Origin of the sequence: Rhizobium sp. AN80A (assembly GCF_030053015.1) — a bacterium.
Classification (GTDB): domain Bacteria; phylum Pseudomonadota; class Alphaproteobacteria; order Rhizobiales; family Rhizobiaceae; genus Rhizobium; species Rhizobium metallidurans.
In genome coordinates, this window is the sequence record NZ_JASJPX010000003.1 from 2147787 (window position 1) to 2165924 (window position 18138).

Here is an 18138-nt window from a genome sequence, read left to right on the forward strand (position 1 = left end):
TCCATATTAGTCCGGCGGTCAGGTATCAAACCTGACCGCCGGCCAAGCCCGATCTTGTCGGGCATCTTTGCATAGTTTTGGTTATTCGGCGATATCAACGCCATCGAAGCGGTGAACACCGACCGGATCCTGCACATAGCCGGAAACCTTGGCGCTCATCGGAACGAATTCCGTCGAGTGATCGATCGTTGCCCAGGGCGCTTCTTTCTTGAAGATGACCTGAGCTTCTTCGTAGAGCTTGGTGCGCTCGGCAACGTCGGCGGTCGTCTTGGCCTTCTTCACGAGGGCGTCGAAGTCCTTGTTGCACCACTGAGCGCGGTTGTTGCCGCCGACGGCTTCGCAGCCGAGCAGCGTGTCGAGGAAGTTGTCCGGATCACCATTGTCACCGGTCCAGCCGAGGATGGCGGCGCCGTCGCGCTTAACGTCCTTGGAGAGCTTCAGGTATTCGGCCCATTCGTAGCTGACGATCTCGACCTTGACGCCGACCTTTGCGAGGTCAGCCTGCATCAGCTCGGCGGCGCGACGTGCGTTCAGCATGTACGGACGCGAAACCGGCATGGCCCAGATCTTCATCGAAAGATCCTTGACGCCAGCCGCTTCGAGAGCCTTCTTGGCTTCGTCGGGGTTGTAGGCGTCGTCCTTGATGGCGTCGTTGTAGGACCACATCGTCGGCGGGATCGGGTTCTTGGCAACCTGGCCGGCGCCCTGGAAGACGGCATCGACGATCGCCTGCTTGTTGATCGCCATGTTGAGCGCCTTGCGGACCTCAGGCTTGTCGAACGGTGCCTGCTGCGTGTTGTAGGCGAGGTAGGAAACGTTCAGGCCCGGCTGTTCCAGAACCTTGAGGTTCAGAATCGGCCTTGAGGTCCTTGATGTCGGCGGCGTTCGGGTAAGGCATGATCTGGCATTCGCCGGCCTTCAGCTTCTGAGCGCGAACCGAAGCGTCACGGGTGATCGCGAAAACGAGATCGTCGATCTTTTCCTTGCCCTTGAAGTAGGTTTCGTTGGCCTTGTAGCGGATGACGGCATCCGGCTGGTAGGCGACGAAAGTGAACGGACCGGTGCCGAGCGGCATCTGGTTCATCTGCTCCATCTTGCCATCGGCCTGCAGCTTGTCGGCGTATTCCTTGGAAACGACCGAGGCGAAGTCCATCGCGAGGTCGGCGAGGAACGGTGCTTCCGGACGGTTCAGCGTGAACTTGACGGTGAGGTCATCGACCTTCTCGACCGACTTGATCAGCTCGGGGAAGCCCATGCCGGCCGCGTATTCGTAGGAAACGCCGGCGACGTACTTGGCCCAGGGGTGATCTGCCTTCAGCTGGCGCTCGAACGAAAATACGACGTCCTCGGCGGTCAGATCGCGGGTCGGCGTGAAGAACTCGGTGGTCTGGAACTTGACGCCCGGACGCAGCTTGAAGGTATAGGTCAGGCCGTCATCGGAAACGGTCCAGCTCTCGGCGAGGCCCGGCTCGATTTCGGTCTTGCCTTTCTGGAACTCGACCAGGCGGCTGTAGACGGTACGCGACGAGGCGTCGAAAGTGGTGCCTGCCGTGTAGATCGAGGGATCGAAGCCTTCCGGCGATCCTTCCGAGCAATACACCAGCGTCTTGGACCAAGCGGCCGACGCCATGGCAGAGGCCAAAACAGTCGCTGCCAGAAGGACAGAGATCTTTTTCATGATTTCGTTTCCCAGGTTTGTTCTTTTATACGTTTTTCTGATCCCAGAGCGCTCCTCCGGATCGAGCGCCGATGGAACGATATTTATTTGCTGAAATCAACGACCCCGGTGGAAAATTTTTCCAGTCGGACAACTTTAGTAATTTTCCGCCGAAAATAGGCCGCATTTAGAAATATTCGCGCTGGATAACCCTTGTTTTCGTCGCATTTGGTATAATTTCGCGTCGGAGACGACATATTACGACACGCTCAACGAGCGCTTTCGAGCTATTTTTGAAAACAAAACAACCGCGGCCATGCTCGATGACCGCGGTTGCGCTATATTCACGATTGCTACTTCAGGCAGCCGGCGCGACGGCCCGCGGCTTGCCGTGATGATGATCGCCGTCAAGGCCGAGCAGGAAGTTGATCTGCGGACGCGCCTTGACCAGATCGTCGATCGAGTATTGCGTCAGCACGTCGAAGAAGGCGTTGAGCGCCTTGCGAAGCGCCGAGTTCAGGCCGCAGCTATCGACCAGCGGGCAATCGACGTCGCCATCGTCTTCAAAGCACTCCGCCATGGCGAAGCTGTCTTCGGTGACGCGCACGACATCGAAAAGGCTGATCTTGTCCGCAGGCTTGCCCAGGCGCACGCCACCGTTGCGGCCGCGCACGGTTTCTACGAGGCCGGCCTTGTTCAGCGGCTGAAGGATCTTGAACAGAAAGAGCTCGGAAACGCCGTATGCCTTGGCAATTTCCGGAATCCGGCTGAGACTGCCTTCATTGGCAGCGCAGTACATCAACATGCGAACAGCATAGTTGGTCTGCTTGGTCAAACGCATGCCGATCTCCAGATTCGTTCGTGTCAGACGCTGTATATAGTGCCTTTGATAGTTTTGAACAATTCCAAAATAGAAAAAGATGAAAAAATGAATCACGTTATAAAGGCGGGCACCGCCAGGTCCTGAACGAAAACGGGCCCCTTACGGAGCCCGCTTCCAAAACGTAATCTTTACAAACACTTACTTCATCGTCGGCATGACGAACTCGGCGCCGTCCTTGATGCCGGATGGCCAGCGGGCGGTAATCGTCTTGGTCTTCGTCCAGAACTTGATCGAGTCCGTGCCGTGCTGGTTGAGGTCGCCGAAGCTCGAAGCCTTCCAGCCGCCAAACGAGTGGTAGGCAAGCGGAACCGGGATCGGAACGTTGATGCCGATCATGCCGATATTGATGCGGGAGGCGAAGTCGCGGGCAGCATCGCCGTCACGGGTGTAGATCGCGACGCCGTTGCCGTATTCGTGCTTCATCGGCAGCTCGAGGGCTTCCTCGTAGTTCTTGGCGCGAACGACGGAGAGGACCGGCCCGAAGATTTCGGTCTTGTAGATGTCCATGTCCGGCGTGACGTTGTCGAACAGGGTGCCGCCGACGAAGTAGCCGTCCTCATAGCCCTGCAGCTTGAAGCCGCGACCATCGACGACGAGCTTGGCGCCCTCTTCGACGCCCTTGTCGATCAGACCGGAGACACGGGCCTGTGCTTCCTTGGTGACGAGCGGACCGAGGTCGGCCTTGTCGTCTGTGTAAGGACCGATGCGCAGCGCCTCGATCTTCGGCGTCAGCTTCTCGACCAGGCGGTTTGCGGTTTCCTCACCGACCGGGACGGCGACGGAGATCGCCATGCAGCGCTCGCCGGCCGAACCGTAGCCAGCGCCCATCAGCGCGTTGACGGCCTGATCCATGTCGGCGTCGGGCATGATGATCATGTGGTTCTTGGCGCCGCCGAAGCACTGCGCGCGCTTGCCGTTCATCGCCGCCGTGCCGTAGACATAGCGGGCGATCGGCGTCGAGCCGACGAAGGAAACGGCGCCGATATCCGGGTCCGTGAGGATCGCGTCGACGGCGGTCTTGTCGCCATTGACGACGTTGAGGATGCCCGCCGGCAGGCCGGCCTCGATCATCAGTTCAGCCAGACGCATCGGCACGGACGGATCGCGCTCGGAGGGCTTCAGGATGAAGGCGTTGCCGCAGGCGATGGCGGGCGCGAACATCCACATCGGGATCATGGCCGGGAAGTTGAACGGGGTGATGCCGGCGCCGACGCCGACGGCCTGGCGCATCGAGTACATGTCGATCGCCGGACCGGCGCCCTCGGTGAACTCGCCCTTCTGCAAGTGCGGAATGCCGCAGACGAATTCGCAGACTTCGAGACCGCGAACGATGTCACCCTTGGAATCTTCGATCGTCTTGCCGTGCTCCCTGGAGAGCATGACGGCCAGTTCGTCCATATGCTTGTTCAAGAGCTCGACGAACTTGAAGAAGACGCGCGCGCGGCGCTGCGGGTTGGTGGCCGCCCACTTCGGCTGCGCGGCCTTGGCGTTTTCGACGGCGGCGCGCATCTCTTCGATGCTGGCGAGCGCGACCGTCGCCTGAACTTCGCCCGTTGCCGGGTTGTAGACGTTGCTCGAACGGCCGCTCGAGCCGACGACGTGCCTGCCGCCGATGAAATGACCAATCTCATGCATGGGTGTGCCTCCTCTGGTTTCACAGTCTTTGTTTGATGAACCAGCATCGCACTTCAATTTGCACAGATCAATGAACAGGTTTAAGCAACCGCTGTGCAAAAATTAAAGCCGGAGGCCGATTTGGACTGGGATGATGTGCGAATGTTCCTGGCCGTGGCGCGAACCGGGCAAATCCTCTCCGCCTCCAAGCGACTCGGCGTCAACCACGCCACGCTGAGCCGGCGGGTGACGACGCTGGAGGAGCGGCTGAAGACGCGGCTGCTCGTTCGGCGCACCAATGGCTGCGAGCTTACGGCCGAGGGCGAGACGTTTCTCCATGCCGCCGAGCGGATGGAGACCGAGATGCTGCGCGCGCAGGCAAGCCTCGGCCATCTCGACAGCAGCATCGCCGGCACGGTGAGGATCGGCGCGCCCGACGGCTTTGGCGTCGCGTTTCTGGCGCCGCGGCTGGGCCGGCTGATCAAGCGGCATCCGGAACTGCGGATACAGCTGGTGCCGGTTCCCCGCTCCTTCTCGCTGTCGCAGCGCGAGGCCGATATCGCGATCACGCTCGAGCGGCCGGAACAGGGCCGGCTCGTCTCCGCGAAGCTGACGGACTACACGCTCGGGCTCTACGCCTCGAGGGACTATCTTCAAGCGAACGGCGCCCCCGATGATGTCGAGGCGCTCAAGGAACACCCCCGCATCGGCTATGTCGAGGATCTGGTTTTCACCGCATCGCTGAACTTCTCGTCGGCGGTGATGCGCAGCTGGGATGCCGGCTTCGAGATTTCGACCGCGACCGGCCAGACGGAGGCCGTTCGCTCCGGTGCCGGCATCGGCATCCTGCACGATTACATCGCCCGGCAATATCCCGAGTTGATCCGCATCCTGCCGGATGTCTCGATCGAGCGCGCCTACTGGACGACGTATCACGAAAGCGCACGCGATCTCCTGCGCGTGCGCACCGTGGTCGACTTCCTGCAGGAGCTGGTGTCGGACGACCGGCGGATGTTCCTGTAGCTTGCGCCCCGCACGCCTTGCTCCCGGCCTGCTTTCGCGGGGCGTTGCCAGGCTCACGCGTGCTTCGCGGGCTCGTCGTTTTCATCCGGATTGGGGTTGGGCAGCTCGTCGGGTAGGGCGTCGGGCTCCGGTTCGTGGATCGGGGGGTGCGGCGCCCAATCGGGTCCCGGCATCGGCGGCGTGCCGGGCAAGGGTTCGTTTGGCACGGACATGATCCGCTCCTTTCATGCATGTGTGGGTCAGGGTGGCCGGCGCTAGTTTCGAGCGGTTTCGCCCGCGCGCATCGGCATGGCATCGATGATGGCGAAAAGCTCGGCGGCCGTGATCGGCTGGCCAATCGTGAGCTTCACCGTCCCATCCTTGCCGACAAGGAAGGCCATGAATTCTCCCGGTGGCGGGGCGGCGAGATCCCGGGCCAGTTCACCGGCAAGCGCTTGCTCCTTCATATCCTCCGCGGCACCGAGAAGCGGGCGCACGCTCTCGCCACTGACCTTCAAGACGACCACGTCGCGCTCCTGCAGGCCCGGGCGGGCCGCCATCAGCTGGTTTTCCTGCCGGGCGGTTCGGGAATTGTCCTTGTCGGGAAAGATCACGACGACGCGGCTGTTCCAGCGGAATTGGCCAAGGCTCGCGATAACGGGCCTGTCGCGACCGTCCTCACGGCCCTTCGCTGCGCCTTCTGTCTGAAGAATAGACGGGGGTTCCAACATGCACGCGCTCCTCTCAGACAAGGAAAACGTGTGCCGATGGCCGGAGTTCCACGATCAGCGGGAAAGGATCGGTATTGTCGGGCGATCAGGTCCGCCAGGACCGGCGCAACTGCCATGTGCCGCCGAACAGCAGAACGAAGAGCGGCACGCTGCCGTAGGACAGGTGAAATCCGGCCAGCGGCGCCGTCGCAAGGCCGCCGTTATCCACGGCACCGGCAAGCGGAACCCAGCCAAGCATGTAGACGGCGCGCGAGATGGCAACGGCGGTCATGATCAGGCCGCCGAGATCGATGAAGCGCATATGCTCGCGCACGGAACGCGTGAAGACGCCGAAGAAACCGGCGGTATAGGCCAAAAGCAGAAGATAGGTAGCCGCGCCGAACAGGCGGGCATCATGCAAGCGGATATCGTCGGTCGTATCGGAAAGACTGGTGCCGAGAATGGGGAGCACGACGGCCAGAGCCGCGCACGCGAGCAGCATGCCGCGTTCCAGGAATTCCCCGCCATCGACCAATCGATCGCCGATGCGAAATGCACGTCGTTCCATGATGCCATCCCCACGATATCGTCCGGCTGCCGCTCAACACGATGTAGCGCCCGGCTCAACATTCGCCCTCAGGTTGCCAATATATCCTATATGGGGAGAGGTAAAACTACCTCTGGCATCGGCCCGTCCCTGCGGTTCGGGCAACACGGTTAAGGAACCGTTAAGTCGGCGGGACCGGCGACATGCCGCCAGTCCCGCAAGACAACTGGATTATTCGAGGCCGAGCGAGGTCAGCGGCAGCTGCAAGGCTGCGGCGATCCGCTTGATCTTGGCCGAATCCGTATCTTCGCCGCTCTCGACTTCCTCGATTTCCGCGACGAGCAAACCACACGTCACGGCGAGATCATCAACGCTGTAGCCAATGGTCTCGCGTGCCGTTCTCAGAACCGCGGCTGCGTTGACCGGAGGGATTGGCTGGGCGTTGGATTTATCCAGATTGCTGAGCGAAATGGACATATAAGTCTCCTTCTAAAATCACTCTGAATTAACCCCCGGCGGGAAAATGGCATTCTCAATCACATTTTGCAACGCAATATGACACGGGGGGCTCCGAGCATCGCGATGATATTGATTAGCAAGGCCTTTTATACAAGGGCCAGCCGCGAAAAAATGCCGGTCCGCTGTGCGTGCGGGGATTGGCGGGTGTTTGCGGGCGCCATTTGGGGAACGCGGCGTTTCGCCGGACCATGCGATTTTCTCGCTGCGGAGTTTGTTGCAGAGCGTCATCCGCAGGCGTAAAATCACGTCGTTGGCGCCTGCGGTGCGGCCGCCCCGATGCGGTCATTGTTTGCCCGGCAGCGCCCTTTGGAGCGCGTACGGCCATGTTCACAAGCGATCGAAAAGAAGCCGATCAGGATCTCGAAAGTTACAGTCCGCTGTGCCGATCGCATGGCGGCGCGGAGGTTCTGGCGCTGCTGCCGGACCCGATGACCGCCCGGCTCTGCCTCGACCTTGCCGAGGACGCGGCGCATGCCATCCATGGCTGCATGGCCGCGGCCCACATCGGATCGGAACCGATGACGCTGGTCTTTTCCGCCGAGGAGATCGATCTGATACAGTTGCGCGACCACGCCGAGGGCTCGTCCCGGCAGCGTTTCGAGCAGGTGAACCAGGCATTCGTGACCTGGCGCCGGCGCGACCCGCAACGACGCACGGTCTTTCTCGACGATTGCCGCGGCGATGTCGCCCGCTGCGTCGCGACCGAATGCGTTGCAAGCGAGCTCGTGGTGACATCGAGCCATGGGAACGCCGACGCGCAGGACGCCTTTCGCAGCGTTGTGTTCAGCCAGCACAAGCTGGTGCTGATGCCGCCCACGCGAGATTACTACCAGGGCAATCTTTTCGGCCATGTGGTGATCGGTTGGAGACAGCACGGACACGCCGAAGACACGCTGGTCGCCGCCAGGCGCTGGCTGTCGGCCGCCGCGCGGATCACCGTGCTCTGCGTCGATGATACAGACGGCAAGGCCAAGGTCAGCGCCGAAGCGCTGCTTGCGCGCCTTGCGCTGAAAGGACAGGTGGTCGCTATAGCCTCGGGCGGCGGTTCGATCGGCAAAGCGATCGTCGACTTCGCCCGGACGGAGAAAGCCACCTGCCTGCTCATCGGTGCCTTCAGACACGGCTATGTTCTGGAACTGCTCTTCGGCCGGATCACCCGCTACGTGCTTTCGCACGCGACCATGCCCGTGATGATGAAGCATTGAGGCCACGTCTCGACAGAGACCCAGGCCGGCTTCCTAATCTTGTCATGGTGGGGAATGGTACGGTTGGGGGGTCTCGAACCTCCGACCTCAGGTGCCACAAACCTGCGCTCTAACCAACTGAGCTACAACCGCACAAACGTCGCTTGGCGCGACGGGGCTCACATACGGGGACTTGAAATTTAATTCAAGCCCTATCTGTCCTTAATATACAAAAAGGCCGGACAAAGGGTCCAGCCTTTTCGTTTGTCGGTGACAAAAATCAGGCGGCCTTGAAGGAGGCCATGACCTTTTCGGCCGCTTCCTTCGACGGCTTGGCAACATTTTCGGCAACCTTCTTGGAGGTTTCCTGCATGGCCTTTGCCTGCTCGATCGTCAGTTCCGCCTGCTTGCGCAGGAAGGAGGTCTGCAGCTCGAAGAATTCGGCGACGGACTTGACCGAGAGAAGCGCGTCCATGTGGCTCAGCGAGTTCTCAGCGTTGGTGCGCAGCGCGCCGATGGCCTGATGGCCGATCTCGGCGGCACCGGCCTGGGCCGTCTGGACGGTGGATTCAAGCGTCTTGCCGGCTTCTTCGCCGGCGGCCTTCATCTTGGCATAGGCTTCGCGCGACTGCTGCGAACCCTTTTCGGCGAAATCGCGAAACGAGTCAGCGAACTTCGCGGGGTCAAAAGAGGAGATAGAAAATACGTCTTCCATTTTCGCCATTGGTGCTTGCTCCTTGGGTCTCGGCATCGTGAAAGCCTCGTTTGTTAGATGGACATCATATAGCGCATTTTATTGTGCAGTGCAACATGATTGTGCGACGCAACCGACGTTAACCTTTTCGGCCGAAAGCCATTGGTCGCGCTGGACCGGTTTGCGACCTGTCGTTATTAATAGACCGTTAATTTGCCAGGCCCGAAGACTAAAGGTCCGCTGATGCCCGCAGTCCAGTATCCGTTCATCGACATCGCCGTGCATCCGCGAGTGCGTGAGCACTTTGCCCGTGGCGAAGCGCTGGTGCTTTTCTCGGCGGACCTTTCGCGCGCGCTCTGGGCAAACGGCTCGGGCGCCGAGCTTTTCGGCCATCCGGCCGTCTATGATCTCCTCGATCAGGGCGTCAATCGCGGCGACATCACCTACCGCCAGCTGGAAGTCACCGCCCGACAGCTTTCACGGATCGGCGATAGCAGGAATTTCATGATCCGCATCGCGCAGGGCTTCCAGCGCGTCGCCGTGCAGGCAGCCGTTGAACTGATTGACGTTTCGGGCGAAGCGGCGGTGCTCGTGTCGCTGCCGGTCGCGACCCGCGCGCTGTCGACGGAGCAATCGGCCGCGCAGATGCTGAAGGGGCTCGACGATCCGGATACGCATATGGCCGTGATTGGCGGCGAAGGCGAGATCGTTGCCGCCTCCCCCGGCTTTCCTTCGCTCGGCGTGACGCAGCCCACCGCCAAGGCGCTGGCGACGATGGCCGGCGCGCATCCGCATGGACTGATCAAGCGACCGGTCGCCACAGGCAAGGGTTACCTGCCTGCCGCCGTCGGGCGAATCAGTGTCGAGCCGGCGCTTTACCTGCTCTTCGCGGTGGAGACCGTGCTCGGGCGTCTCGACCCGACCGATGCCCCCGACTTATCCACAAGCCCCGTTAACCATATCGCCGCCCCTGCCGCGACATTCGCCGATGCGATCGACGCCGTCGCCGATATCGAGGATATCGAGGACGCGCCGGACGAGAGCATTGCTGAGGATACCGACGTCAGTGAGGCTTCGGCGGTTGCGGCAGAGGCTTTCGAGGCGGAGACGGTGCCGGCCGATGAAGAAGCGTTCGAGGCCGGCGCGATCGAGCCTGACTTGGGGCCTAGCATGGGGGCCGGCGTGGGGCCTGGCATGGGCGAGGAAACGGCCGGGTTCAGCGATGCAGAGAACCTCGCGGATTCCGATCCCGAGCCCGAAACATTGATTGCCGAGGACAACGCCTCCGACGACATCGAGGAGTCTTTGATTGTCGAGGAGGCAATGGCGGCCGATGATGGCGAGCCGGACGAGGCGTTCCATCCGGGCGAGACGGTTGCCGATGACGACATCGCGGCTTTCGAGCCCGATGATGTGAACGCGCAAGCCGAACAGCCTCCTGAGGCTATCGAGCTCGCCGACGACGAGGCGGTGGCCGATCCAGCACAGGCCGACATAGCCGATCCGGAGACCGATGCCGTCGGTCCTGATGATGAGGCGGAAGTGGTAGCGGCCGGAGCGGAGGCAATTTCCGACGTCCTGCAAGGGGCCGAGAACGGCCGCTTCGTCTTCAAGCCGAACAGCCGGGCGACCCGTTTTGTCTGGAAGATCGACGCCGAGGGGCATTTCAGCGAGGTCTCCAGCGAGTTCGCGGAGGCTGTCGGCCCGCATGCGGCGGACATTGTCGGCATCGCCTTCAGCGATGTGTCGGCGCTGTTCAATCTCGATCCCGAGGGCAAGATTTCCGAGGCGCTGGCGCGCCGCGACACATGGTCGGGCAAGACCATTCATTGGCCGATCGAGGGAACGAGCCTCGCCGTGCCGGTCGACCTGGCGGCACTGCCGACCTATACGCGCAGCCGCGAATTCGATGGCTTCCGTGGCTTCGGCGTCGTGCGCCTCTCCGACGCAGCGGAAGATCCGCTGGCGCTCGGCCTGACATTCGGCCCTGATGGCATTGCTTATGACGACGCGCTCGATCAGCTGAACGACGAGACCGTGGCGGATGAGCTCGCGGAAGAGACGCTTGCCGAGGACGATATCGACGCAGCGCCCGCTTCCGTGGCGACGACGGACGCTGCCGATGCGGGCATGGACTCGCTCGCTGACGAGGAAGAGCATTCCACCGAAGACGATACGCCTGCTCCGGCGCCAACGCAGAGCGTGGAAACACCGCGCGCCGAACCGCCGGTTTTGCGCATCGTCGAAACGCCGAACGGCCGACTGACCGACAAGATCGTTCAGCTGCATGGCGTCGGCCCCGGCCTGACAAACGCCGAGCAGGCGAATTTCCGCGAGATCGCCAAGCGTCTTGAGGCTTTTGGCGTGAATACGTCGAACGAGGATGGCGAGACGAAGCCAGCGGCTGACGAGGCGCAGAAGGCGATCGACGAGGCACCTCGAACGGACCTTATCAATGACAACGCATCGCAAGGCGATGAGGTCGTTGCCGAGACGACGGATCAGCACGAGGACAGCGCCGAGGTCTCTGAATCGGATGAGGCTGAGCAGCAGGTAGCCAGCGACACCGCAGACAACGACGCTGTACTCAGTGACGCCGAGGTCCCCTCCTCTTCCGAGCAGTCGCCGGACGAACCGCTCAGCAAAACGCCGGATACGGCGAACGACGACAGCGACGACGTGACCGAAGGTCTCGAAGAGACCGTCAGCCAGATGGATATCCTGGCGAGCTTCATTCCGCCCCGGGTGAAGATGACCGATGGCTTCTCGGCCGGGATGATCGATCAGCTGCCGGTCGCCGTGCTCATTCATGCCGGGGACCAGCTCATCCATGCCAACCCCGAGTTCATGCGCCTGACGGGCTACAATTCGCTGCAGGATCTGGCCGATGTCGGTGGTATCGATGCGCTGCTCCAGCGCGACGACATCGCCGACGCCAGCGCGCGTCATGACGGCATGATGCTCGTCACCATGGATGACGACCTCGTGCCGGTGTCGGCACGGCTGCAGTCGATCCGCTGGGAAGACAGCACGGCATTGATGCTGGCGCTGATGCCTGTCGTCAGCGAGCGGCCGGCGCCTGCCCCGGACGTCGCTCCGCCCGCAGACGGGCGCGCTGCCGACCGCATGATCGAAAAGGTCGCCAAGCTGCAGGTGGAAGTCGAGGAACTGCGCTCGATCCTCGAGACCGCGACCGATGGCGTCGTGGTGATCGGCGCCGATGGCGACATCCGGTCGATGAACCGATCCGCCAGCGCGCTCTTCAACTACGACGAGGACGATACGCGCGGCAAACCTTTCGTGATGCTGTTCGCGCATGAGAGCCAGAAGGCCGTGCTCGACTATATCAACGGCATTTCCAGCCATGGAGTCGCGAGCGTCCTCAATGACGGACGCGAGGTGATCGGCCGCGAGGCATCGGGCGGCTTCGTACCGCTGTTCATGACGCTCGGACGCCTGACCTCCTCCAGCGGCTACTGCGCCGTGATCCGCGACATCACCCAGTGGAAGCGCACCGAGGACGAATTGCGCGGCGCCAAGAGTGCCGCCGAGACGGCCAACGCCCACAAGACCGATTTCCTTGCCCGCGTCAGCCACGAGATCCGCACGCCGCTCAATGCCATCATCGGCTTCTCCGACATGATGGCCGGCGAGCGGTTCGGGCCGATCGGCCACCCGCGCTACGTCGAATATGCCAACGACATCGGCCGCTCCGGCCGGCATGTGCTCGATATCGTCAACGACCTGCTCGATATTTCCAAGATCGAAGCGGGAGAGATGGATCTCGATTTCGACGCGATCAATCTCAACGAAGCGATCTCGGAAGCCGTGGCGCTGCTGCAGCCGCAGGCAAACAGCCAGCGGGTGATCATCCGCACTGCGCTTTCGCATGCCGTTCCCGATGTGGTCGCCGATCTGCGCTCGATCAAGCAGATCGCGCTCAACATCCTGTCCAACGCCATCCGTTTCACGCCATCGGGCGGGCAGATCGTCGTGTCGACCTCCTACGAGGCGAATGGCAGCGTCGTGCTTCGCATTCGCGACACCGGCGTGGGGATGACCCGCAGCGAACTCGACCAGGCGATGAAGCCTTTCCGGCAGGTCTCGACGCAATCGCGCCATCGCGGAGAAGGCACGGGCCTCGGCCTGCCGCTCACCAAGGCCATGGTCGATGCCAACAGGGCGATCTTCGCGATCAGCTCGACACCCAATGAAGGGACGCTCGTCGAGATCGCGTTTCCGTCGCAGCGGGTTCTGGCAAGCTAAGAAAAAAGGCAGCCAAAGGGCTGCCTGAAATTTGGGTGCTGTTCAACAAGGGCTTAGGCGGTCTAACATCATGTTGCGGGAGCGAAGGCTCCAAGCTGCCTCGTTCATATGCAGCCCCAAGTTACATTTACCTTTGACAAGGCTTTCTTAACGAAAGGTTGCCGGAGCCACGAAGCTCTGCACGGTCATATATTGTAGTTTCGCTATCATTTTAATGAATCAGACGCGCAGCTCTTCTATTTTAGAAAACAAATCAAGAGCTTCCGGATTTGCGAGTGCTTCCTTGTTCTTCACGGGCCGGCCGTGCACGATCTCGCGAACGGCGAGCTCGACGATCTTTCCGGACTTGGTGCGCGGAATATCAGCAACCGCGATGATCTTGGCGGGGACGTGGCGTGGCGACGCGCCGCTGCGGACTCGCGCTTTGATTGACTTGACCAGCTCATCGGTCAGCGTCACGCCGGATGCCAGACGAACGAAGAGAACGACCCTGACATCGTCATCCCAGTCCTGGCCGATGCAGAGCGCTTCGGCGACCTCGGGCATCTGCTCGACCTGATTGTAGATCTCCGCGGTGCCGATACGCACACCACCCGGATTGAGCGTCGCGTCCGAGCGGCCGTGGATGATGATGCCGTCATGCTCCGTCCATTCGGCGAAATCGCCGTGGCACCAGATATTGTCGAAGCGCTCGAAATAGGCCGCGCGATATTTGGCGCCATCGCTGTCGTTCCAGAACATGACCGGCATCGACGGGAATGCCTTGGTGCAGACCAGCTCGCCCTTTTCGCCGCGCACCGGATGGCCGTCGTCGTCCCATACGTCCATGGCAAGGCCGAGCCCCGGCCCCTGGATTTCGCCGCGCCAGACCGGCTGCATGGGATTGCCCAGCACGAAGCAGGAGACGATGTCGGTGCCGCCGGAGATGGAGGCAAGCTGAATGTCTTCCTTGATGCCCTCATACACGAAGGTGAAGCCTTCGGGTGACAGCGGCGATCCGGTCGAGGTCATCAGACGCAGGCTGGCGAGATCATGTGAACTGCGCGGCGTCAGGCCGCTCTTGCGCACGGCATCGATATATTTCGCCGAGGTGCCGAAGACCGCGAACCGTTCTGCCTGCGCGTAATCGAAGAGCACGTTGCCATCGGGCGCGAAGGGGGAGCCGTCGAACAGGCAGAGCGTGGCGCCGACCGCAAGCCCGGATACCAGCCAGTTCCACATCATCCAGCCGCAGGTGGTGAAATAGAAGAGCTTCTCGCCGGCGCCAAGACCGCAGTGCAGACGATGCTCCTTGAGGTGCTGCAGCAGCGTGCCGCCGGCCGAGTGCACGATGCACTTGGGAACGCCGGTGGTGCCCGAGGAAAACAGGATGTAGAGCGGATGCGAGAACGGAAGGCGGGTAAATTCGACCGGGCGGGCGGTATGGCCCTCGACGAAGGCGTCCAGCGTTCGAGCGCCCGATACGGCGCTGGCGACATCCTCCGCATCGCCGGCATAGTGCACGACGACGGTGGGAACGCCGAGCTTGGCTGCGACCGCGGCCACCTTCTCCCTGATGTCCTGCAGCTTGCCGCCGTACCAGTAGGCATCGCAGGTGACGAAAAGCTTCGGCTCGATCTGGCCGAAACGATCAAGCACGCCCTGCTCGCCGAAATCGGGAGAGCAGGACGACCAGATCGCGCCGATCGAGGCGGCGGCGAGCATGAAGGCCACCGTCTCGGGCATGTTCGGCATCATCGCCGCCACGCGATCGCCCGGGCCTATGCCGTCGGCGCGCATTGCCTGCTGCAGCCTCGAAACCAGCGCACGCAGCCTGTCCCAGCTCCAGCGGTCCTGCGCCTTGTCCTCTCCGCGAAAGATGATCGCCTCAGCTGTTCCATCCCCGGCTCCCTCGCCCGAGAGCAGGTTTTCGGCGAAGTTCAGCGTCGCGTCGGGAAAGAAGCGGGCGTCGAGCATGACCGCGTCGTCGACAAGCACGCGCTCGCCGCGCTCTCCCTTGACAGCGCAAAACTCCCAGACCGCCGTCCAGAATCCGCCGCGATCGGCGACCGACCATGCATGCAACTCGCCATAACTGGACAGGGAAAGACCAAAGTCCCGGTTGCACTTCTGCATGAACGCGAAGATGGGGCTGGCTTCGACCGAGGCTCGCGAAGGGATCCAGAGTGGCTTATCGTCACGCATGCAGAACTCCTCTTGTTACCAACCTATATAACACGCCATGAAGACGGATAAAGGTGGCGGCCAGCCGGGCCGCCCGGCTATATATTTGCAACCGCCCGGCATTTGATATATCCGGAATTTCAGTACATTAACGGGCAGACGTCGAAAGACTGGCGAAACGCATGGGTACGTCCCGACCACCGCCATGGCGGATAAAAATCAGGCCCGTCAACCGCTGGCTGCCGGGTGTCGCCCGCGTCGCGACGATCTCGCTGCTGGTCTTCCTCGCCGTCTTCGTTTCTCTGCGCGTGGCGGGACCTTATGTGATCTCGACCGGTCTGGTGCGCTCCGGCATGGAGGATTCGCTGTCGCGATGGACGGGCTACAGCGCCGAGATTTCCGGGCGCCCGGTGATCGAGTTCTGGCCGACACCGCGCATCACCATCAACAAGATCACCGTTCGCCAGAAGGATGGCGACAACAAGCTTTTCGGCACGATCGAAAGCATCTCGGCGGAGTTCAGCCTGATCGATGCCTTCAGGGGCAAGGCGAGCTTCCACGATTTCAATATACTGCGGCCCAACCTGCTTTTGACGCGCGAGCGCGATGGCACCATCGACTGGACGGATGAAGGCCAACTGGCCCAGGCAATCATCGGCGCAAGGGAGCAGAACGGCGAGGAAACGCTCGACGCGGCGCTCGACGCCGACATCGGAACGATCACTGTCGAGGATGGCACCCTTGACGTGGCCGATGTCGCCAGCGGCAAGACCTACCGCTTCGACAGCGTCACCGCCGATATCGGCTGGCCGCGCCTGTCGAGCCCGCTCACCGCGGTTCTGATCGCCAGAATGAACGGCCTCGACATCAAGCTGGACTTTTCCTCGCGCAGCCCGCTGCTGGCGTTCGGTGGCAAGAACGCGCCGCTGAAGGCCGCGCTGACCTCGACGCTGGTAACAGCCAAGTTCGATGGCGTGGCGAACATCGCTCGGCTGTTCAACCTGCAGGGCAGCATGTCTCTCGGCATTCCGGACCTTCCGGCATTGCTGACATGGGCCGGGCGAGCGCTGCCGGATGCCGCGACGCTGAAGGCGTTTTCGATCGATAGCGACGTGATCTCGGCGGCAAATGGCTTCCGTTTCGACAATGTCAGCCTGGGCATGAATGGTTCAAGCGCCCGTGGCGCGATGGATGTGAGCTTTATGCCTGGCAAGCGCCCCAAGCTCGGCGGTACGCTGGCCTTCGACCAGATCAACTTCAAATCCCTGTTCGACGCGTTTGTGGTCCGGCTTGCCGCCGGCGAGGACCGTGGCGCGCCCGAGGGCGGAGCGTTGCAGGCTCTCGACATCGACCTGCGGCTTTCCGCCAGGCAAGCCGATCTCGTGCCCTTCAAGCTCTCCAACGTCGGCGCCAGTATTATCGTCTCCAGCAACGAAGCACGGTTCGACATCGGCGACAGCCAGTTCGAAGGCGGGGCGCTGACCGCCTATATCGCGGCCAAGCGCGGTGACTTCGACGGTGGCGGCAAGCTGCAGATGTCGATCCGGGGCGCGGATTTCGCCGGCCTTATCGAACGCCTGAACCTGCAGGGTCCGTTGCCGCTGACAACAGGTTCGCTCGATCTCGCAGTCAGCACCGCGCTGCCTATCTGGAAAGCGGGGCCGGCCGACGTGACCGGCAATATCCGTTTCCGCGCACAGGCGGGCTCGTTGCCCGGGTTCGATTCCGATGCGGTGCGCAGCGAAGCGGCGAAGGCGGATTTCTTCTCGCTGAATGCCGTCTCGCATCGGGCCTTCGCGTTCGATCGCTTCGACATCGAGGCCGATCTCGATGATGGGGCGGCGCAAATCCGGCGCGGCCTGATCGAAGGGCCGAAGGAAACGATCACGCTGTCGGGCGTCATTCCCTACAAATCGGGCGGGCTCGCGCTCTCCGGCAAGATCGCCGCGACCGACCCCGCCAACGATGCGGCCTTTCCGGCCCTGCCGTTCTTCGTCGGTGGTTCCTGGCCCGATCCGGTTCTTTCGGCACTGCCGGGCAACCAACAAAAGCAGCAGCAGCAGGGCGCCACCAAATAATCACGGCGCGTTCGCCGCTGCCCGCTCATCCCGTTCGCGCTGCACTTCGCGCCGCTTGGTGATGACGGATGCGCAGATGACACCGACCGCGACGATGCCGATCAGGATGGTGCAGACCGCGTTGATCTCGGGCGTAACGCCGAGACGCACCTGGCTGTAGATTTTCATCGGCAGCGTGGTGGCGCCCGGTCCCGACGTGAAGCTCGCGATGACGAGATCGTCGAGCGACAGGGTGAAGGCGAGAATCCAGCCCGATGCTACGGCGGGCGCTATGATCGGCAGCGTGATCTCGAAGAAGGTGCGGACCGGCGGCGAGCCGAGATCAAGCGCCGCTTCCTCGATCGACCGGTCGAAGCTCAGCAGGCGCGACTGCACGACGACGGCGACGAAGCACATGGTGAGCGTCGTATGCGCCAGCGCGATGGTCCAGAAGCCGCGGTCGAAACCAATCGCCACGAAGAGCAGCAGCAGCGACAGGCCGGTGATGACCTCGGGCATGACGAGCGGCGCGTAGACCATGCCGGAAAACAGCATGCGGCCACGAAAGCGGGTGTAGCGCACCAGCGTGATGGCGGCGAGCGTGCCCAGGACGGTCGCGGCGGTGGCCGAGAGAACGCCGACCCTGAGCGTCACCCAGGCGGCATCGAGCAGCGCCTGGTTATTGAAGAGCGAGACGTACCACTTGGTCGAGAAGCCGCCCCACACGGTGACGAGCTTGGATTCGTTGAACGAGAAGATGACGAGCAGCACGATCGGCAGATAGAGGAAGGCGAAGCCGAGAACGACCGAGACGACGTTGAAGCGGGTCCATTTCATCATGG

Annotated in this window: 13 protein-coding genes, 1 tRNA gene and 1 pseudogene; 4 read left to right on the plus strand and 11 right to left on the minus strand. The window is 62.0% G+C overall.

What is annotated here, in order from left to right:
* Nucleotides 1–81: 81 nt before the first annotated feature.
* From P3R82_RS22205 to P3R82_RS22215, 3 genes and pseudogenes are all read right to left on the minus strand, one after another.
* Nucleotides 82–1678, minus strand: a pseudogene (locus P3R82_RS22205) (ABC transporter substrate-binding protein).
* A 337-nt stretch (nucleotides 1679–2015) separates the two neighbouring features.
* The gene (gene rirA, locus P3R82_RS22210; RefSeq protein WP_283195366.1) at nucleotides 2016–2498 is read right to left on the minus strand and encodes an iron-responsive transcriptional regulator RirA; all 483 of its coding nucleotides are present in this window, start codon (nucleotides 2496–2498) and stop codon (nucleotides 2016–2018) included.
* 180 nt (nucleotides 2499–2678) lie between these two features.
* Nucleotides 2679–4175 (minus strand): CoA-acylating methylmalonate-semialdehyde dehydrogenase, encoded by a 1497-nt coding sequence (locus tag P3R82_RS22215; protein WP_283195367.1) that lies wholly within the window; start codon nucleotides 4173–4175, stop codon nucleotides 2679–2681.
* A 120-nt stretch (nucleotides 4176–4295) separates the two neighbouring features.
* Here P3R82_RS22215 and P3R82_RS22220 point away from each other — a divergent pair, with 120 nt between their 5' ends.
* Nucleotides 4296–5177 (plus strand): LysR family transcriptional regulator, encoded by an 882-nt coding sequence (locus P3R82_RS22220; protein ID WP_283195368.1) that lies wholly within the window; start codon nucleotides 4296–4298, stop codon nucleotides 5175–5177.
* Nucleotides 5178–5230: 53 nt separating this feature from the next.
* On the opposite strand, the gene P3R82_RS22225 is transcribed toward P3R82_RS22220, so the two are convergent.
* The 4 genes from P3R82_RS22225 to P3R82_RS22240 form a co-directional block, all read right to left on the minus strand.
* Nucleotides 5231–5389 (minus strand): hypothetical protein, encoded by a 159-nt coding sequence (locus tag P3R82_RS22225; protein ID WP_283195369.1) that lies wholly within the window; start codon nucleotides 5387–5389, stop codon nucleotides 5231–5233.
* A 42-nt stretch (nucleotides 5390–5431) separates the two neighbouring features.
* On the minus strand, nucleotides 5432–5887 hold the full coding sequence (locus P3R82_RS22230; RefSeq protein ID WP_283195370.1) for a DUF4174 domain-containing protein: 456 nt from the start codon (nucleotides 5885–5887) through the stop codon (nucleotides 5432–5434).
* 85 nt (nucleotides 5888–5972) lie between these two features.
* Nucleotides 5973–6434, minus strand: coding sequence for a hypothetical protein (locus P3R82_RS22235; RefSeq protein WP_283195371.1), 462 nt, complete (start codon nucleotides 6432–6434; stop codon nucleotides 5973–5975).
* A gap of 210 nt (nucleotides 6435–6644) precedes the next feature.
* The gene (locus tag P3R82_RS22240) at nucleotides 6645–6890 is read right to left on the minus strand and encodes a helix-turn-helix transcriptional regulator (protein WP_183900308.1); all 246 of its coding nucleotides are present in this window, start codon (nucleotides 6888–6890) and stop codon (nucleotides 6645–6647) included.
* A 365-nt stretch (nucleotides 6891–7255) separates the two neighbouring features.
* Between P3R82_RS22240 and P3R82_RS22245 the strand changes: the two genes are divergently transcribed.
* Entirely contained in the window at nucleotides 7256–8137 is an 882-nt protein-coding gene (locus P3R82_RS22245; protein WP_283195372.1) for a universal stress protein, read from the plus strand.
* Between the two features lie 55 nt (nucleotides 8138–8192).
* Here P3R82_RS22245 and P3R82_RS22250 read toward each other — a convergent pair.
* Nucleotides 8193–8269: transfer RNA gene (locus P3R82_RS22250), tRNA-His, on the minus strand.
* 127 nt (nucleotides 8270–8396) lie between these two features.
* Complete coding sequence (locus P3R82_RS22255) at nucleotides 8397–8840, minus strand: phasin (protein WP_283195373.1); 444 nt, start codon at nucleotides 8838–8840, stop codon at nucleotides 8397–8399.
* A gap of 213 nt (nucleotides 8841–9053) precedes the next feature.
* Here P3R82_RS22255 and P3R82_RS22260 point away from each other — a divergent pair, with 213 nt between their 5' ends.
* Nucleotides 9054–13076, plus strand: coding sequence for an ATP-binding protein (locus P3R82_RS22260; protein ID WP_283195374.1), 4023 nt, complete (start codon nucleotides 9054–9056; stop codon nucleotides 13074–13076).
* 219 nt (nucleotides 13077–13295) lie between these two features.
* On the opposite strand, the gene P3R82_RS22265 is transcribed toward P3R82_RS22260, so the two are convergent.
* Nucleotides 13296–15260: an acetoacetate--CoA ligase gene (locus tag P3R82_RS22265; RefSeq protein WP_283195375.1), complete on the minus strand. Its 1965-nt coding sequence runs from the start codon at nucleotides 15258–15260 to the stop codon at nucleotides 13296–13298.
* A gap of 161 nt (nucleotides 15261–15421) precedes the next feature.
* Here P3R82_RS22265 and P3R82_RS22270 point away from each other — a divergent pair, with 161 nt between their 5' ends.
* A complete protein-coding gene (locus tag P3R82_RS22270; RefSeq protein WP_283195376.1) occupies nucleotides 15422–17317 on the plus strand; it encodes an AsmA-like C-terminal region-containing protein in 1896 nt (631 codons plus the stop codon).
* On the opposite strand, the gene P3R82_RS22275 is transcribed toward P3R82_RS22270, so the two are convergent.
* Entirely contained in the window at nucleotides 17318–18136 is an 819-nt protein-coding gene (locus P3R82_RS22275; RefSeq protein WP_183900302.1) for an ABC transporter permease subunit, read from the minus strand.
* Between the last annotated feature and the right edge of the window lie 2 nt (nucleotides 18137–18138).

Coding starts and splice junctions, on each gene's coding strand:
- rirA (WP_283195366.1), bottom strand. CDS start 2,498: ATGCGTTTGACCAAGCAGACCAACTATGCTGTTCGCATGTTGATGTAC.
- P3R82_RS22215 (WP_283195367.1), bottom strand. CDS start 4,175: ATGCATGAGATTGGTCATTTCATCGGCGGCAGGCACGTCGTCGGCTCG.
- P3R82_RS22225 (WP_283195369.1), bottom strand. CDS start 5,389: ATGTCCGTGCCAAACGAACCCTTGCCCGGCACGCCGCCGATGCCGGGA.
- P3R82_RS22230 (WP_283195370.1), bottom strand. CDS start 5,887: ATGTTGGAACCCCCGTCTATTCTTCAGACAGAAGGCGCAGCGAAGGGC.
- P3R82_RS22235 (WP_283195371.1), bottom strand. CDS start 6,434: ATGGAACGACGTGCATTTCGCATCGGCGATCGATTGGTCGATGGCGGG.
- P3R82_RS22240 (WP_183900308.1), bottom strand. CDS start 6,890: ATGTCCATTTCGCTCAGCAATCTGGATAAATCCAACGCCCAGCCAATC.
- P3R82_RS22245 (WP_283195372.1), top strand. CDS start 7,256: ATGTTCACAAGCGATCGAAAAGAAGCCGATCAGGATCTCGAAAGTTAC.
- P3R82_RS22255 (WP_283195373.1), bottom strand. CDS start 8,840: ATGGCGAAAATGGAAGACGTATTTTCTATCTCCTCTTTTGACCCCGCG.
- P3R82_RS22260 (WP_283195374.1), top strand. CDS start 9,054: ATGCCCGCAGTCCAGTATCCGTTCATCGACATCGCCGTGCATCCGCGA.
- P3R82_RS22265 (WP_283195375.1), bottom strand. CDS start 15,260: ATGCGTGACGATAAGCCACTCTGGATCCCTTCGCGAGCCTCGGTCGAA.
- P3R82_RS22270 (WP_283195376.1), top strand. CDS start 15,422: ATGGGTACGTCCCGACCACCGCCATGGCGGATAAAAATCAGGCCCGTC.
- P3R82_RS22275 (WP_183900302.1), bottom strand. CDS start 18,136: ATGATGAAATGGACCCGCTTCAACGTCGTCTCGGTCGTTCTCGGCTTC.